13 protein-coding genes and 1 tRNA gene are annotated in these 14,135 nt (G+C 48.2%); 6 read left to right on the plus strand and 8 right to left on the minus strand.

Annotation, left to right across the window (positions count from 1 at the left end; genetic code table 11):
* Nucleotides 1-183: 183 nt before the first annotated feature.
* Together OI18_RS15940 and OI18_RS15945 are read right to left on the minus strand one after the other, a co-directional pair.
* A complete protein-coding gene (locus OI18_RS15940) occupies nt 184-789 on the minus strand; it encodes a DUF445 domain-containing protein (protein WP_039141572.1) in 606 nt (201 codons plus the stop codon).
* A 44-nt stretch (nt 790-833) separates the two neighbouring features.
* Nucleotides 834-907 (minus strand) — tRNA-His (locus OI18_RS15945).
* Between the two features lie 168 nt (nt 908-1,075).
* Between OI18_RS15945 and OI18_RS15950 the strand changes: the two genes are divergently transcribed.
* Nucleotides 1,076-3,262 (plus strand): carboxy terminal-processing peptidase, encoded by a 2,187-nt coding sequence (locus OI18_RS15950; protein ID WP_039141726.1) that lies wholly within the window; start codon nt 1,076-1,078, stop codon nt 3,260-3,262.
* 70 nt (nt 3,263-3,332) lie between these two features.
* Here OI18_RS15950 and OI18_RS15955 read toward each other — a convergent pair whose 3' ends face one another.
* Complete coding sequence (locus OI18_RS15955) at nt 3,333-3,851, minus strand: DinB family protein (protein ID WP_039141573.1); 519 nt, start codon at nt 3,849-3,851, stop codon at nt 3,333-3,335.
* A 72-nt stretch (nt 3,852-3,923) separates the two neighbouring features.
* On the opposite strand from OI18_RS15955, the gene OI18_RS15960 reads away from it, so the two are divergent.
* Nucleotides 3,924-4,745 carry a hypothetical protein gene (locus OI18_RS15960; protein WP_039141575.1) on the plus strand — a complete coding sequence of 274 codons (822 nt, stop codon included), beginning with the start codon at nt 3,924-3,926 and terminating at the stop codon, nt 4,743-4,745.
* A 76-nt stretch (nt 4,746-4,821) separates the two neighbouring features.
* Here OI18_RS15960 and OI18_RS15965 read toward each other — a convergent pair whose 3' ends face one another.
* The 5 genes from OI18_RS15965 to ppk1 form a co-directional block, all read right to left on the minus strand.
* Nucleotides 4,822-6,534: a S8 family peptidase gene (locus tag OI18_RS15965; protein WP_052273292.1), complete on the minus strand. Its 1,713-nt coding sequence runs from the start codon at nt 6,532-6,534 to the stop codon at nt 4,822-4,824.
* Between the two features lie 112 nt (nt 6,535-6,646).
* Nucleotides 6,647-8,170, minus strand: coding sequence for an L-piperidine-6-carboxylate dehydrogenase (gene amaB, locus OI18_RS15970; protein ID WP_039141577.1), 1,524 nt, complete (start codon nt 8,168-8,170; stop codon nt 6,647-6,649).
* Nucleotides 8,171-8,259: 89 nt separating this feature from the next.
* On the minus strand, nt 8,260-9,075 hold the full coding sequence (gene panB / locus OI18_RS15975) for a 3-methyl-2-oxobutanoate hydroxymethyltransferase (protein ID WP_039141578.1): 816 nt from the start codon (nt 9,073-9,075) through the stop codon (nt 8,260-8,262).
* Between the two features lie 23 nt (nt 9,076-9,098).
* Nucleotides 9,099-9,986, minus strand: coding sequence for a Ppx/GppA phosphatase family protein (locus tag OI18_RS15980; RefSeq protein ID WP_039141581.1), 888 nt, complete (start codon nt 9,984-9,986; stop codon nt 9,099-9,101).
* Nucleotides 9,983-12,130 (minus strand): polyphosphate kinase 1, encoded by a 2,148-nt coding sequence (gene ppk1 / locus OI18_RS15985; RefSeq protein WP_082038002.1) that lies wholly within the window; start codon nt 12,128-12,130, stop codon nt 9,983-9,985. Before ppk1 ends, OI18_RS15980 begins: the two co-directional genes overlap by 4 nt.
* Nucleotides 12,131-12,366: 236 nt before the next feature.
* Here ppk1 and rpmB point away from each other — a divergent pair, with 236 nt between their 5' ends.
* The 4 genes from rpmB to ftsY all read left to right on the plus strand — a co-directional run bounded on the left by rpmB (nt 12,367) and on the right by ftsY (nt 14,108).
* A complete protein-coding gene (gene rpmB / locus OI18_RS15990; protein WP_039141583.1) occupies nt 12,367-12,603 on the plus strand; it encodes a 50S ribosomal protein L28 in 237 nt (78 codons plus the stop codon).
* Between the two features lie 48 nt (nt 12,604-12,651).
* Complete coding sequence (gene rpmG / locus OI18_RS15995) at nt 12,652-12,834, plus strand: 50S ribosomal protein L33 (RefSeq protein WP_039141586.1); 183 nt, start codon at nt 12,652-12,654, stop codon at nt 12,832-12,834.
* Nucleotides 12,835-12,875: 41 nt separating this feature from the next.
* Entirely contained in the window at nt 12,876-13,049 is a 174-nt protein-coding gene (locus OI18_RS24280) for a DUF4295 family protein (RefSeq protein WP_072039031.1), read from the plus strand.
* 96 nt (nt 13,050-13,145) lie between these two features.
* The gene (ftsY, locus tag OI18_RS16000; protein ID WP_039141587.1) at nt 13,146-14,108 is read left to right on the plus strand and encodes a signal recognition particle-docking protein FtsY; all 963 of its coding nucleotides are present in this window, start codon (nt 13,146-13,148) and stop codon (nt 14,106-14,108) included.
* The last annotated feature ends 27 nt before the right edge of the window (nt 14,109-14,135 follow it).

Here is a 14,135-nt window from a genome sequence, read left to right on the forward strand (position 1 = left end):
CTGGGGCGGTCTGCGAATAGGGGAGCCGGTGATACGGCGTCCTTGCTGATACGGCTATGGGCCGGCGAATAAAGCAATGGGCGAACAAAGCAATTAGTGAATTTGGTGGGTGGCGAAAATAGTACCCGGTTCACAAGTCAACTGCTTAAAAAAGATTGAAGAGCAACCGGAAAGGATTACTTATTAACTGGTCGCCAGTGTGATTGCAACTTGTATCAGTCCGATGATGAATCCTAACACGCCTCCGATCACTTCTACAAACACGAACTCCTTCGACATGATCTGGTGCAGGATCTTTTCCAGTTTGTCGCTGGAGAACCTGCTCACTTTTTCCACTACGATATGTTCCAGGTCGAGCTGGTCGCGCAGCCCGGTGGCATATTTTTCCATCATCATAGGGAAGAGTGTACGCAGTTCTTCCATAAAGATTCCTTTCAGCTGGGTGATCGTCTTTTCGCCAATGAACATGCTCACCATTGGCATCGCTTCCTTTAGTTTCACTTTAAGGAAATTGTCAATATGGTCTTCGACGAAGGGGATCATCTGGTCTATGTTCTTCGGGTCGGTGATCTTATGGGAGATATCGTCAAACGAAACCAGTTCTTCACTTACGAGGCGGCCCAGTTTTTCAGCAAATACTTTCTGGCGTTTGGGGAAGATGCCCTGGAATGTAATGCCGAGGATCTTTTTAGGCTCGCGGGGGTGGAAGAGCATTTTGATTGCGATCCAGTTGGTGAACCATCCGATGAATGCGGAGATCAGTGGTATCAGGAAAAGCCAGTAGTTCATAGAGATAAAAATTAAAAACCCCCACCGCAGTGGGGGCCTTTCAGGGAGATTGAGGGGCTTCGAACCCCCGACCCTCAGAACCACAATCTGATGCTCTAACCAGCTGAGCTACAACCTCCGTTTCCACTTCAAAAATAATTGTTTCAGAAGGGGTGGCAAAAATAAGTAAAAAAATGAATCACTGCTCAGGCTGTAAAAAAAAATCTGTATTTCCGTTCATCACAATCACATGTTAATTGCCCCGGCCTGCAACAAGGCTGGTCATTTAATCGTTATTTTTGGTACAATGCAAAAACTGGTTGACTTTATGTTTAGTAAAAGAAGCTTACCCGTGCTGGTGATCGTGTTGTGCTGTGCCCTTTTCATTGGGTTTAGTTCGAGTGGAACAGACAGATCGGCGCCTCCGGGAAAATATGAGAAGATCCTGCATAATATTGGTGATATCCTCCAGCAGGTCCACTATAGTCCAAAAAAAGTGGATGATGCATTTTCAAAGGAGATCTTCGCTAAATACCTGCCGGCTATCGATGGGGAGAAAAATATCTTTCTCCAGTCTGACCTGGCTTCCCTGAAAAAGTATGAAACAAAGCTCGATGACGAGATCAATGGCGGAAATGTGGAGTTTGTGCCGGCAGTGTCTGTGATCTTCAAGAGCAGGGTGCTTGAAGTTGAGCAGCTGGCAAAAGAGATCCTGAGCAAGCCTTTTGAATTCAATACGGACGAGTCCGTTACCATGGACGCTGAAAAGCTTGACTTCCCCAAAAATGAGGCTGAAAGAAAAGACCGCTGGCGGAAGCGCCTGAAATACCTGGTGCTGGAAAGATATTCCGATGCATTGGAAACACAGGAGAAGTCAAAGGGCAAGGCAGGTTTTGTAGCGAAGTCCAACCAGGAACTGGAGCAGGAAGCCCGCGATAAAGTAACTAAGATCACGAACAGGATGTTCGACCGGCTGAAACTGAAATACAGCGACGACGACAGGTTCAACCAGTATGTGAACGTCGTGACCAATACAATGGACCCCCACACCACTTTCTTCCCGCCGGTTGATAAACGCTATTTCGATGAGCAGATGAGTGGCCGTTTCTTCGGGATCGGTGCTTCACTGCGCGAAGAAGAAGGCAATATTAAAATTGCTTCCCTGCTGACCGGAAGTCCAGCCTGGAAAACAGGTGAACTGACTGTTGGTGACGTGGTACTGAAAGTTGCCCAGGGCAACGAGGAGGCTGTTGACCTCACTGGTTTTGCCGTGGAAGATGCGGTGAAACTGATCAGGGGTAAAAAAGGAACCGAAGTGAAGCTTACTCTTCGCAAGACGGACGGAAGCGTAAAAGTGGTTTCAATTATCCGTGATGAAATTGTGCAGGACGAGACCTTTGCCCGCAGCGCAATTGTAGCGAATGGCAAGAGCAAGGTTGGTTATATATTCCTTCCAGAATTTTATGCTGACTTCGATAACCCGCGTGGAAACCGTTGCGCGGTTGACGTGGCAAAAGAAATTATTAAGCTGAAAGAACAGAAGGTTGATGGCATCATCATGGACCTGCGCAGCAATGGAGGTGGTTCCCTGTATGATGTGGTGCAGATGGCTGGTCTCTTTATCGAAGAGGGACCGATCGTGCAGGTGAAAGACCGCGATGGTAAACCAAGTGTTCTGAAAGATCGCGATAAGAGCGTATTATATGATGGTCCGCTTGCAGTTATGGTTAATGAATTCAGTGCTTCTGCGTCTGAAATCTTTGCGGCTGCAATCCAGGATTACAAACGTGGTGTGGTGCTTGGCAGTACATCTACTTACGGTAAGGGTACTGTTCAACGCAATATCGGCCTCGATAAAGAAACCGGTATGTTCTCATCCAACAGTGAACTGGGAACCATCAAACTTACGCTGCAGAAATTCTACCGGATCAATGGTGGATCAACACAGCTGAAAGGGGTGAGTTCCGACATCGTGATTCCTGACGTACTGGAGAAATCCAAAGTGCGCGAGAAAGATGATCCGGATGCATTGCCATGGGATGAAGTATCAAGATCTCCTTATACAACCTGGAAGGCTCCGTACGACCTCGCGATGGTGAGCCGCAACAGCCAGACCCGGGTTAACAATAATCCTGCTTTCAACCTGATCAAAACGAATACGGATTGGCTGGCAGAGCAGAATGATAAAGTGTATTCTCTGAACCTCGCAAAATTCCGTGAGAATAAAAAGAAGATCAGCTCAACTGTGAAGCAGATCGAAACCCTGTACAAACTTTCCCGCGAACTTGATGTGGAAAGTGTACCAGGCGATGAAGACCGTTTCGCTTCAGATACCGACAAGCTCGAGCGTTACAAGGCGTGGAAGAAAAACCTGCGTAACGATATTTATCTCGATGAAGCGATCAATGCTGTGAACGACATGGTGTACCAGAAGAACCTGGCGCAGAGCGGAAAGCAGCAGCCCAGCAGCCTGAAGGTGAAAGGTGACGACTAAACGAGTTCTATAGACCAGGATCATGACCTGAACAAAAAAGCAACCTTACGGGGTTGCTTTTTTATTTGAATTATTTCTTCGACAGGTAACGTTCCTTTAAGATGTTCATATGATGTTGTACATGGCCTGCCATGATATAACAAAGTGCGGCTACGCTTACCGGGTGATTACTTGCAGTACCTGTTGAGTTGAGTTGTTCGATGTTGAAATCATCAATCATCAGTTCATTGCTTTTGCGCAGTTGCCTGAATTCGCGGATCATGTCTTTCCAGCCGCGGGCTGAGACATCAGTTCTTTCGGCCCAGGTGTTCTCATCAAAACCGGCAAGATGAGTTTCATCATAGCGGGCAATCCGGAGTGCGCGATATGAAAAAACGCGCTCTGCGTCGATGATGTGCTGGACCAGTTGCTTGATCGTCCATTTCCCATCAGCGTACGCATAGTCAATCTTTGAAGCAGGGATGTCGTCGAGCAGCTGGAGGAAGTCCTGGGTGTTTTTTTTGATTGCTTTCCTTACGGATTTGTCCTGCACCAGGCTTACATAATGCTTATAGAAATCTCCATAGACGAGGTTGTATGGCTGCTTCATAACGATAAATTATTTCAAGTGAAATTAGTAAAATTTAATTGCTGCATTATATTTGGCGTCTAAACCCTATCTATGATAACTCGTGTACTCTCTGCTACATCAGTGCTGCTCTTTTTTATTTCCTGCTCAAAAGACCCGGTAAACGTTCCCATTAATCCAGTTGGTGAAACTCCGGGATTGCTGATGACTAAACGAATTTTCCAGACTACACTTGCTGACGGCCAGAAGATCATTGATTCATTTGGTTACGTGTATAACGACAAAAGACAGCTCACCCGTGTTACCTATCTCAACCTGGGCACCTATTTTCAACTTGAATACAAAGGTGACCTGGTCAACAAAGCCACCAGTTTCAGGAGTAATGGTGTGAAAATATCAACCCAGGTAAATGTAATGATATGGGAAGCAGATGGAAGTACGATCAGGTGGGACCAATCCACTGAAGCAACAAACGGAGGAATTGACACAGCATATGTGTACTTCAATTTTGAAGGCCAGCAATTGCGATCAATACGCAAGTATTTACATGACCAGGTTGACGATCAACCGTACGAAGAACTGGTCCAGTATACTTATGACGCCCAGGGTGGCCTTGCATATCTCGACCACCAGGTCAACGGAAAGGTAAAGCGGCATTCGGTTGAAAAGAACGATGGAAGAAAAAATCCTTACCGCCTGATGACACCTGCATCACTGATGTACCTTACTGGCAACAGCTTGTACACAACCACGCTTACCAGCCCCTTGTATTTAGCCGGAATAAATAACCCCCTTCAGACAGCTGCGGATGGACGAACAGAAACCTACGGTTATTCCTATAACACCCAGGGATATCCGCTTGCCATGACAATCGGAACCGGTTACCAGGTCTCTTATGAATACACTGAAGAGTAACAAAAAAAAATTACCCGTCGGGTGCCACCCGTCGGGTAAAATATGTTGAAAAAACGGAATTTCTTTGAAGTGAGGATTATCCTCGTGAGCCCTGCTTCAGCTTGGACTTGGGTGCCTTCTTCTTTGAAGGAGCCGTGCCCTTAATGGTTTCGGCGAGTTTCGCTGCCTCGTAGGCATTCAGGAAACCACCTGACTTGCTGATCTCAGACAGGAATACCATGTCTTCGGAACCGGGTTTTTTCACCTTTTCTGCAGGAGGGGTAGCTGATTTTTCAATCACCATTTTCACTTCCTGAGGTGTGAGGGTAGGATAGTAGCTTAACAGGAATGCTGCTACTCCTGCTACAACCGGGCTTGCCATACTGGTTCCCTGCTGGTTACCATAAGTGTTCCCGCCAGGAATTGTTGAATAGATCTTCGTGCCCGGAGCAAATACATCTACTTCGTTCTTACCGTAGTTGGAGAACGATGCTGTATAGCTGCTGAAACCAGGCTCGGAAAGCGGATCGCTGCTGGCGCCAACTGTGATCCAGTTGCTGGCTTTCTCCTTCACGGCGCGGAGGTTCGCGTTGGGGAAGTTGTCCACTTCATCCACGTTGGCTCCATCGTTTCCTGCAGCATGTACCAGCAATACGCCTTTTGATTCGGCATATTTAACGGCTTCATCAACCCATTTCTTTTCAGGAGAGAAGCTCTTACCAAAGCTCATGTTCACCACCTTTGCGCCATTGTCAACCGCATAACGGATAGCAAGGGCCACATCTTTATCATGCTCATCGCCATCAGGAACGGCCCTGATCATCATGATGCGTACATTGTCGGCAACACCATCCATACCCAGGTCATTGCCGCGCTTTGCTGCAATGATACCGGAAACGTGTGTTCCATGGTAGGGAGTGCCCGCCATTACATCATTATTACCGTAGAAGCGATCGTTCAAATCGTAGTAGTTATCTTTTACAATTTCACCGCGGTAGTCCTTTGGAGCTTTTTCTGCAGCTTCCTTCTTTCTTTCTTCACCGCTAACATAATCCTCAAATCCTTCCAGGAATTCCTTGTTGCTGGTTTCCATCATATTGAAGGCCTTGAAGATATACAGCATACCGGCCTTTGATTTCTGAGCTTCGGATGTGCTGGGAACCCAGGTTTCGAGGTCTTTCCCGGTGTAGGTGTCTTTTCCCATCGCCTTGGTCAGGATGCTGTCATTATTCTGGCTGCTTTCGAGTGCACGTTTCAGGAACAGGAGGTCAGCGCCACCGCCGCCGGCATCACCTTCCACTCTTTCTTTAGCCTTTTTCCACATTTCGTATTCATCCTTCTCTTCGCCCTGCAGTTTGGAAGCATCGAAGCCCGGAGCAGAATACTTTTCCTTCAGCCTGTGATACACACGGGCACCTTCGTAGCTGTCCTGCTTCACATTCGTACCATCTTTCCCGCCAAGGAAGTTCCATCCATGGATATCATCCACGTAGCCGTTCTTGTCATCGTCAATGCCGTTACCGGGAATTTCTTTCGGGTTAACCCACAAAATCGGTTTCAGGTCTTCATGAAGGGTATCAATTCCGGAGTCAATCACCGCAACCACTACGGTTTTGGACGTTTTACCTTTAACAAATTCATAGGCTTTGTCCATGCTGATCCCGTAAAATCCATCTGTGGTCTTGTCTGAAAGATGCCATCCTTTGGGGAGTTCCTTTTTCAAAGGTGCGGTTGTACCTTGTCCGCTTGCCGGGTTGAAACTGAGAGTAGCCATAACAAGTCCGGCAGACAGGAAGAGAAAATGCTTCATGCAGTGCGAGTTTAATTAATACAAATAGACGCCAATTCGGGTCATGTGGTTTACCGTTCCCGTAATTTTAGCATCTTGTATGCCATTCACGAGAAGATCGATTATAATTTTCTTAAATATCAAATTTAATGCCCTGGGCCAGTGGTAACTTGTGCGTGTAGTTAATTGTGTTGGTCTGCCGGCGCATATACGCTTTCCAGGCGTCGCTGCCACTTTCGCGGCCACCGCCCGTTTCCTTTTCACCGCCGAACGCGCCACCGATCTCTGCGCCGCTTGTGCCAATATTAACATTTGCAATGCCGCAATCACTACCTGCCTGCGACAGGAATTGTTCTGCCTCGCGCAGGTTTAGGGTCATAATGGCGGATGAGAGTCCCTGTGGCACATCATTCTGAAACGAAATTGCTTCGTCGATATTGCTGTACCTGATCAGGTAAAGGATGGGAGCGAAGGTTTCGTGCTGAACTATGGCGAAGTGGTTTTTCACCTCGGCGATGCAGGGCTTTACATAACAGCCGCTTTCGTAGCCGTCGCCCTCGAGTACACCGCCTTCAACGATGAAATTGCCGCCTTCCTGTTTGCACTTTTCGATGGATTCCTGGTATTGGCGGACTGCATCCCGGTCAATGAGCGGTCCCACGTGGTTGTGCTGGTCGAGCGGATCGCCTATCCGAAGCTGGTTGTATGCATTTACCAGTTTATCGCGGAAAGCATCATATACCGAGTCGTGAATGATCAGGCGGCGGGTTGATGTGCATCTTTGTCCTGCCGTACCCACAGCCCCAAATACTGCACCTATTAATGCCATATCAAGATCGGCTTCACTTGAAATTATAATTGCATTATTGCCGCCGAGTTCGAGTATGCTTTTCCCTAGTCTTGCACCCACTGCGGCACCCACTGCCTTGCCCATGCGTGTTGAGCCGGTTGCAGAGATCAGTGGAATGCGGGTATCGCTTGCCAGCCATTCGCCAAGTTCACGACCACCGTTTACGATCGTGCTCACGCCTTCCGGAACCAGGTTCCTGGTGAAGACTTCATTCACAATATTCTGGCAGGCTATTGAACAGAGGGGAACTTTTTCGGAGGGTTTCCAGATGCAGACATCACCGCAGACCCAGGCCAGCATGGAATTCCAGGCCCATACCGCAACAGGGAAGTTGAAGGCGGAAATAACGCCAACTATGCCCAGTGGGTGCCACTGTTCATACATCCGGTGGCCGGGCCTTTCGCTGTGCATGGATAGTCCGTATAACTGGCGGGAAAGACCAACCGCGAAGTCGCAGATATCGATCATTTCCTGCACCTCGCCAAGGCCTTCCTGGAGGCTCTTGCCCATTTCGTAGGAAACAAGCTGGCCAAGTGCTGACTTCTTTGCCCGCAGAGCTTCACCGATCTGCCGAACGATCTCCCCACGTTTTGGAGCCGGCCAGGTGCGCCATTCAATAAAGGCGGCTGCGGCGCTTTGAATCACTTCTTCATAACCGGCCTTATCTGTTTCGACCACCGATCCGATCAGGTTGCCATCAACAGGAGAATAAGAGTTGATTACAGATCCGGTGGTATTGATCCAGTTGGACCCGGTAGAAGTGCCCAGGTTTTTATCAGCAATACCTAATTCTTTCAGGAATTCCATGACAAGCTATTTTTTAGCGGCCAAAGGTAAGGAATAGTATTGTGGTTGGACTGCGGTATTGTGGCAGCAGTGAATGAGTGTCCCCGCACTTAATATTGCTCCTGGTCATTGGGGAAATCCACTGAACGTACGTCTTTAACATATTGCTGTACGGCCTGGGTTATCTGCTCATGCAGGTTCAGGTACTTGCGGAGGAAACGGGGATTGAATTCATTATTGATCCCCAGCATGTCATGCATCACGAGCACCTGTCCATCGCAGAAATGACCCGCACCAATTCCAATGGTAGGAATATGCAGGCTTTCAGAAACGACCTTGGCCAGCTGCGCCGGGATCTTTTCCAGCACGATTGCAAAACAACCCGCTTCCTGCAGTGCAAGGGCATCACGCTTAAGCTTTTCTGCTTCTGCTTCTTCCTTTGCCCTTACCGTATAGGTGCCGAATTTATAAATGGATTGCGGGGTCAGTCCGAGGTGGCCCATTACAGGAATGCCAGCATTCACGATCCTGCGGATGCTGTCGGCAACTTCTTCACCACCTTCAAGTTTGATGCTGTGACCACCAGTCTCCTTCATCATGCGGATAGCAGAAGCCAGCGCGATATCGGAGTTCGACTGGTATGCACCAAACGGCAGGTCAACAACCACGAGGCAACGGTCAATACCCCTCACGACACACTGGGCATGATAGATCATCTGGTCGAGGGTAATGGGGACAGTCGTCTCATGCCCGGCCATAACATTACTTGCCGAGTCTCCCACCAGGATAACATCAATGCCCGCCGCATCAAAGATGCGAGCGAATGAATAATCGTATGCAGTGATCATGGAGATCTTTTCACCGGCCGCCTTCATTTTGAGAAGGGTGTTGGTGGTGACCTTTTTTACTTCGTGATGAACAGACATTGTGAGTTTTTGAGAGTGGAAAATTATTGCGATTGCCGGACTTTTTCATAAAGAATATGGATAAGTCCGTCAGCGAGCCCGATCTTGGGTACATAGATCTCGCGGGCATCGGCCCATCGCATAACGTTAACGTATATACTAAGCGCCGGCACAATTACGTCGGCGCGGTCTTCGCGAAGGTTGTACAGCCGCATCCTGTCTTCAACAGAAAAGCTGCTCAATTCCTTATGATAGTCTTTCAGCAGTTCCAGCGGCAGTGGCTTGCCATCTTTTTTCTTTGAAAGAGAAAACACCTTGTTGATATTCCCGCCTGAACCGATGCAGGTGATCTCTTTGAAACCTTTGGTCTGCATGCGGATATAATCCTTCATCTTATCCCACAATTCATCAGGAACCTGGTTCTTCAACAGGCGGATGGTGCCGATATTAAATGATTCCTTAAAGATGAGTTTGTTATCGCTGAAAAAAGTGAGCTCTGTACTGCCACCGCCCACATCAATGTAGAGGTAGGAGTGATCCGTATCCATGTTTTCGGCGATATGATTCTCATAAATGAACGATGCTTCTTCGTCGCCGCTGATCACTTTTATTTCAATACCCGTTTCTTTCAACACGCGATCGATGATGCGGTTTGAATTTTTTGCATCACGCATCGCCGAAGTGGCACATGCAATGTAATGCTTCACTCCATACACATCGATCAATGCGCGGTATGCCTTAATTGTTTTGAGAATATGGTCTTCCTTTTCCGGGGAAATGGACTGGGTTTCAAAAACGTCAAAACCAAGCCTGAGGGGCACTCTTACCAGGTTAAGCTTATTGAACCGGTTTCCGCCGGTTCCATCCTGCACCACATCTGTAATGAGCAGGCGGGCGGCATTACTGCCTATGTCGATTGCTGCGAGTCTCAAAGTGTTTCTTCAATTTTTAACGCCTCGGCTGTGGGGGCCATCGGGGTTGCCGGTGTTTCTTCAAAAACAATGGCTTTACTTTTCTTCGACAGGAGATAACTGTACAATTCGAGCTGTGACCTGACCTTCTTTCCATCCGTTCGCACATATTGATTGCTCAGTGCATTGTCCAGCACCCTTGCCTTTACATTATCGTTCAGCTGGATAGCCATCATATTCTTCAACACTTTGCGGATACTTTCATCAAACACAGGGCATGTTACCTCAACGCGGTGATCCAGGTTTCTTACCATCCAGTCGGCCGAAGATATATAAACTTTTTCTTTGCCGCCGTTGTGGAATGCAAACACCCGCGCATGCTCCAGGTATTCATCGATGATACTGATGGCCTTGATTGGCTTGCGGAATTTTTTACCCTCTGCATACATACAGAAGATGCCACGGACAATCAGGCTTACGGGAACGCCTGCCCGTGCGGCTTCGGTGAGTTTATCAATCAGGATTTCATCCGAAAGTGAATTCATTTTCAGGATGATCCCCGAAGGTTTTTTCTTTTTTGCTGCCCTGATCTCCTGGCCGATAAGTTTCAGCAATTCACGCCTTAGTGTCCCAGGGCATGGCAATAAGGTCTTGCAACCTTTCAGGATGTCGGGATGTGTCTTATGTTTTTCGATGTACAGGAAGACGCGGTTGATATCTGCCATGATGCCACGGTGCGATGTAAGCAGGCAGTGATCGCCATAGATCTTTGAAGTGGACTCATTTAGGTTGCCGGTGCTTACAAATCCATATTGGATGGTCCGGTTCTGGATCCGTTTGCGGATGATACAGAGCTTGGCATGGATCTTCATATTCGGAATGCCCAGCAGCACTTTCACGCCTTCTTCTTCAAGCCTTTCTTTCCATTCCATATTGGCTTCTTCTTCGAAGCGTGCACGTAGTTCCAGCATCACCGTAACCATTTTGCCGTTACGAACGGCATTGATGAGTGCGTTCACGATCTTGCTGTTTGAGGCAAGCCGGTACGCGGTTATTTTGATGGAAACGACGTCCGGGTCAATGGCAGCTTCCCGCAGCAGTTCGATCACCGGGTTAAAGGAATGATAGGGGAAACTGAGCATGACGTCATTATGCAGGATCGCATCCGTGACCCGTTGTGTACCCGTGAGCAGTGGATGCAGGAAGGGCTTCCTGCGCTGCGACCTTTTGGGAAATACGTCCGGAAAATCCATAAAATGACGGAAATTATGGATCCGTCCACCCGGAATGAGGTTATCCTTCCGGGCCAGGTTCATTCTTCGCATCAGGAATTCCAGCAGGCCTGAGTCCATCTCCTTATCGTACACGAAACGCACCGGCTTGCCCTTGCGGCGGTTCCGCACACCTTTTTCGATCTTCTGGATCAGCGAAGTGGAAATGTCATTGTCGATATCGATCTCAGCGTCCTTGGTGACTTTAAACACCCAGGAATCGTATTTATCATACCCGAAATAGGAGAAGATGGCGGGAATGTTGAAGCGGATGATGTCCTCCAGCAGGATTATATGATTTTCGCCTGCTGGTGCCGGTAATTGTACGAACCTGCCCAGTGCTTTCGACGGCACTTCGATCAGGGCGTATTTCTGCTCAAATGCGGTATTCTGGCGGGTCATGACTACGCCCAGGTAAATGGATTTATCGCGCAGGTAGGGGAGCTGGGGGATCTGCTCGATCATCAGGGGAATGGTGTTGACCCTCACTTCCTCCTCGAAATACTGCTTCACGAACACTTTCTGTTCGCGGTTCAGTTGTTTTTCGGTGACCAGGAAGATCTTCTCCTTTTCCATTTCGAGCCGGATATTCTCCCAGATATGGTTGAATTCGCTCTGCTGCCGGAGTACCAGGATCATGATCTCTTCAAGGATCTTGTCGGGCGACTGCTCCAGGTGCATGTTCAGTTTCACTTTCTTACCCCCGAATTCGATCATGCGCCGCAGGGTTGCTACCCGGACCCGGAAGAATTCGTCCAGGTTATTCGAAAATATGCCTAAGAACCGGATCCTTTCCCGTAGTGGCACAGTGGCGTCGGCCGCCTCCTGCAGCACCCGGGCGTTGAATGATAACCAGCTGATGTCGCGGGGGATGAGCTTTCTCTTATTGTCCATTCCTATCTGCCTTTGGCCCTCAAATTAGGCAAATGTCTGCGCGCCCCCGAATTCAAAATTGAAAATAATAGTTTAAAAAGGGCGGATTGTGATCAGCCGGGGTGGGCCGGGTCGTCCCAATGGCCTATTTTTGCACCCGGCCGGGTAAACGGACGGACCGCGCCGAGAATATTTTTGAATTTTGAATTTTTCCTTTTGATTTTTCCCTACCTTTGCCGTCCTAAATTTTGACAGTCATGGCTAGAGTATGTCAGGTTACGGGTAAAACGCCGATCACTGGTCACCGCGTATCTCACTCGAATATCAAGACAAAGCGCAGGTTCCTTCCGAATCTGCTGACAAAGAAGTTCTATTTGGCAGAAGAAGACAAGTGGATAACACTGAAACTTTCTGCTGAGGGACTGCGGACCATTAACAAGAATGGTTTGTATTCAGTAGTAAAGGACCTGAGAGCAAAAGGAGCTAAAATCTAATTTACCCTTCGTTCCGGACTCCGGAATAAATTATAAAATTGATTAACAATGGCAAAGAAAGGTAACAGAGTTCAGGTGATTATGGAGTGTACCGAGCACAAAACCAGCGGTAAGCCGGGAACAAGCCGTTATATCACTACCAAGAACAAAAAGAACACTCCGGAGCGCCTGGAGTTGAAAAAGTTCAACCCGATCCTGAAGAAGGTGACTGTTCACAAAGAAATCAAGTAAGGCGTATAACCTGATTTACTCATCAACTAATTCATTATACAATGGCAAAAGCAGCAAAAACGGCGATCAAGACCAAAGACCAGAAGGCAGCAGCAGAAGCTAAGAACTGGACAAAAGTGATCAAGGCTGTACGCAGTCCGAAGTCCGGTGCCTACACTTTCAAAGAGGCTATCGTACACAAGGACAAGATCAAGGATTTTCTGGCTGAAAAATAATTATAGGTTTCAGTAAGTACTAGTATGAGCTGTTCTGTATTCAACGGGACAGCTTTTTCTGTTTTCTGTATTCGTAAATCTCAAATTGATTGGACTATGGGATTGTTTGATAAACTGTTTGGCAAAAAAGAAAAGGAATCGCTTGACCAGGGATTGCAGAAGACCAAGGATAGTTTTCTGTCCAAGATCACAAAAGCTGTAGCGGGAAAAAGCACGGTTGATGAAGAAGTACTCGACAATCTCGAAGAAGCGCTGGTGAGCGCGGATGTAGGGATCGATACGACAGTGCAGATCATCGACCGCATTGAAAGTCGCGTGGCGCGTGATAAATACCTCAATACTTCCGAACTGAACCGCATTCTGCAGGAAGAGATCCGCGGAGTACTGGTTGATGCACCACAGGGTAATTCATATTCCTTCCAGTCTGAACTTCCTTCAAAGCCTTATGTGATCCTGGTTGTTGGTGTTAACGGTGTGGGCAAAACGACAACAATCGGGAAGCTGGCACATAATTTCAAGATGGCCGGCAAGTCAGTACTGCTCGGCGCCGCCGATACTTTCCGTGCCGCAGCGGTAGACCAGCTTACGATCTGGAGCGACAGGGTAGGTGTTCCCATTGTAAAGCAGGATATGGGCTCTGATCCCGCAGCCGTTGCTTTCGATACCGTTCAAAGCGGTGTTTCCAGGGGCGCCGATGTGATCATCATCGATACAGCCGGGCGTTTACACAACAAGGCTCACCTGATGGATGAGCTCGGCAAGATCCGCCGGGTCGTGCAGAAGGTTATTCCTGCCGCGCCTCATGAAGTTCTGCTCGTGCTCGATGGCTCTACCGGCCAGAACGCCCTGGAGCAGGCGAAACATTTTACCGCCACTACCGACGTGAGTGCGCTTGCCATCACCAAGCTCGACGGCACCGCCAAAGGTGGTGTGGTGCTTGCCATTGCCAACCAGTTCAAGATCCCCGTGAAGTTCATTGGTGTGGGCGAAAAGATGGAAGACCTCCTCATCTTCGACAAAAACGAATTCGTCGACAGCCTCTTCAACCTCGAAAAATAACCGTTTTTTCACCCAGCTTCACCCGAC

Origin of the sequence: Flavihumibacter solisilvae (assembly GCF_000814475.1) — a bacterium.
Classification (GTDB): domain Bacteria; phylum Bacteroidota; class Bacteroidia; order Chitinophagales; family Chitinophagaceae; genus Flavihumibacter; species Flavihumibacter solisilvae.

Excerpts from the sequence above, each read along its gene's own strand:
- OI18_RS15940 (WP_039141572.1), bottom strand. The coding sequence starts at position 789 with ATGAACTACTGGCTTTTCCTGATACCACTGATCTCCGCATTCATCGGA.
- OI18_RS15950 (WP_039141726.1), top strand. The coding sequence starts at position 1,076 with ATGCAAAAACTGGTTGACTTTATGTTTAGTAAAAGAAGCTTACCCGTG.
- OI18_RS15955 (WP_039141573.1), bottom strand. The coding sequence starts at position 3,851 with ATGAAGCAGCCATACAACCTCGTCTATGGAGATTTCTATAAGCATTAT.
- OI18_RS15960 (WP_039141575.1), top strand. The coding sequence starts at position 3,924 with ATGATAACTCGTGTACTCTCTGCTACATCAGTGCTGCTCTTTTTTATT.
- OI18_RS15965 (WP_052273292.1), bottom strand. The coding sequence starts at position 6,534 with ATGAAGCATTTTCTCTTCCTGTCTGCCGGACTTGTTATGGCTACTCTC.
- amaB (WP_039141577.1), bottom strand. The coding sequence starts at position 8,170 with ATGGAATTCCTGAAAGAATTAGGTATTGCTGATAAAAACCTGGGCACT.
- panB (WP_039141578.1), bottom strand. The coding sequence starts at position 9,075 with ATGTCTGTTCATCACGAAGTAAAAAAGGTCACCACCAACACCCTTCTC.
- ppk1 (WP_082038002.1), bottom strand. The coding sequence starts at position 12,130 with ATGGACAATAAGAGAAAGCTCATCCCCCGCGACATCAGCTGGTTATCA.
- rpmB (WP_039141583.1), top strand. The coding sequence starts at position 12,367 with ATGGCTAGAGTATGTCAGGTTACGGGTAAAACGCCGATCACTGGTCAC.
- rpmG (WP_039141586.1), top strand. The coding sequence starts at position 12,652 with ATGGCAAAGAAAGGTAACAGAGTTCAGGTGATTATGGAGTGTACCGAG.
- OI18_RS24280 (WP_072039031.1), top strand. The coding sequence starts at position 12,876 with ATGGCAAAAGCAGCAAAAACGGCGATCAAGACCAAAGACCAGAAGGCA.
- ftsY (WP_039141587.1), top strand. The coding sequence starts at position 13,146 with ATGGGATTGTTTGATAAACTGTTTGGCAAAAAAGAAAAGGAATCGCTT.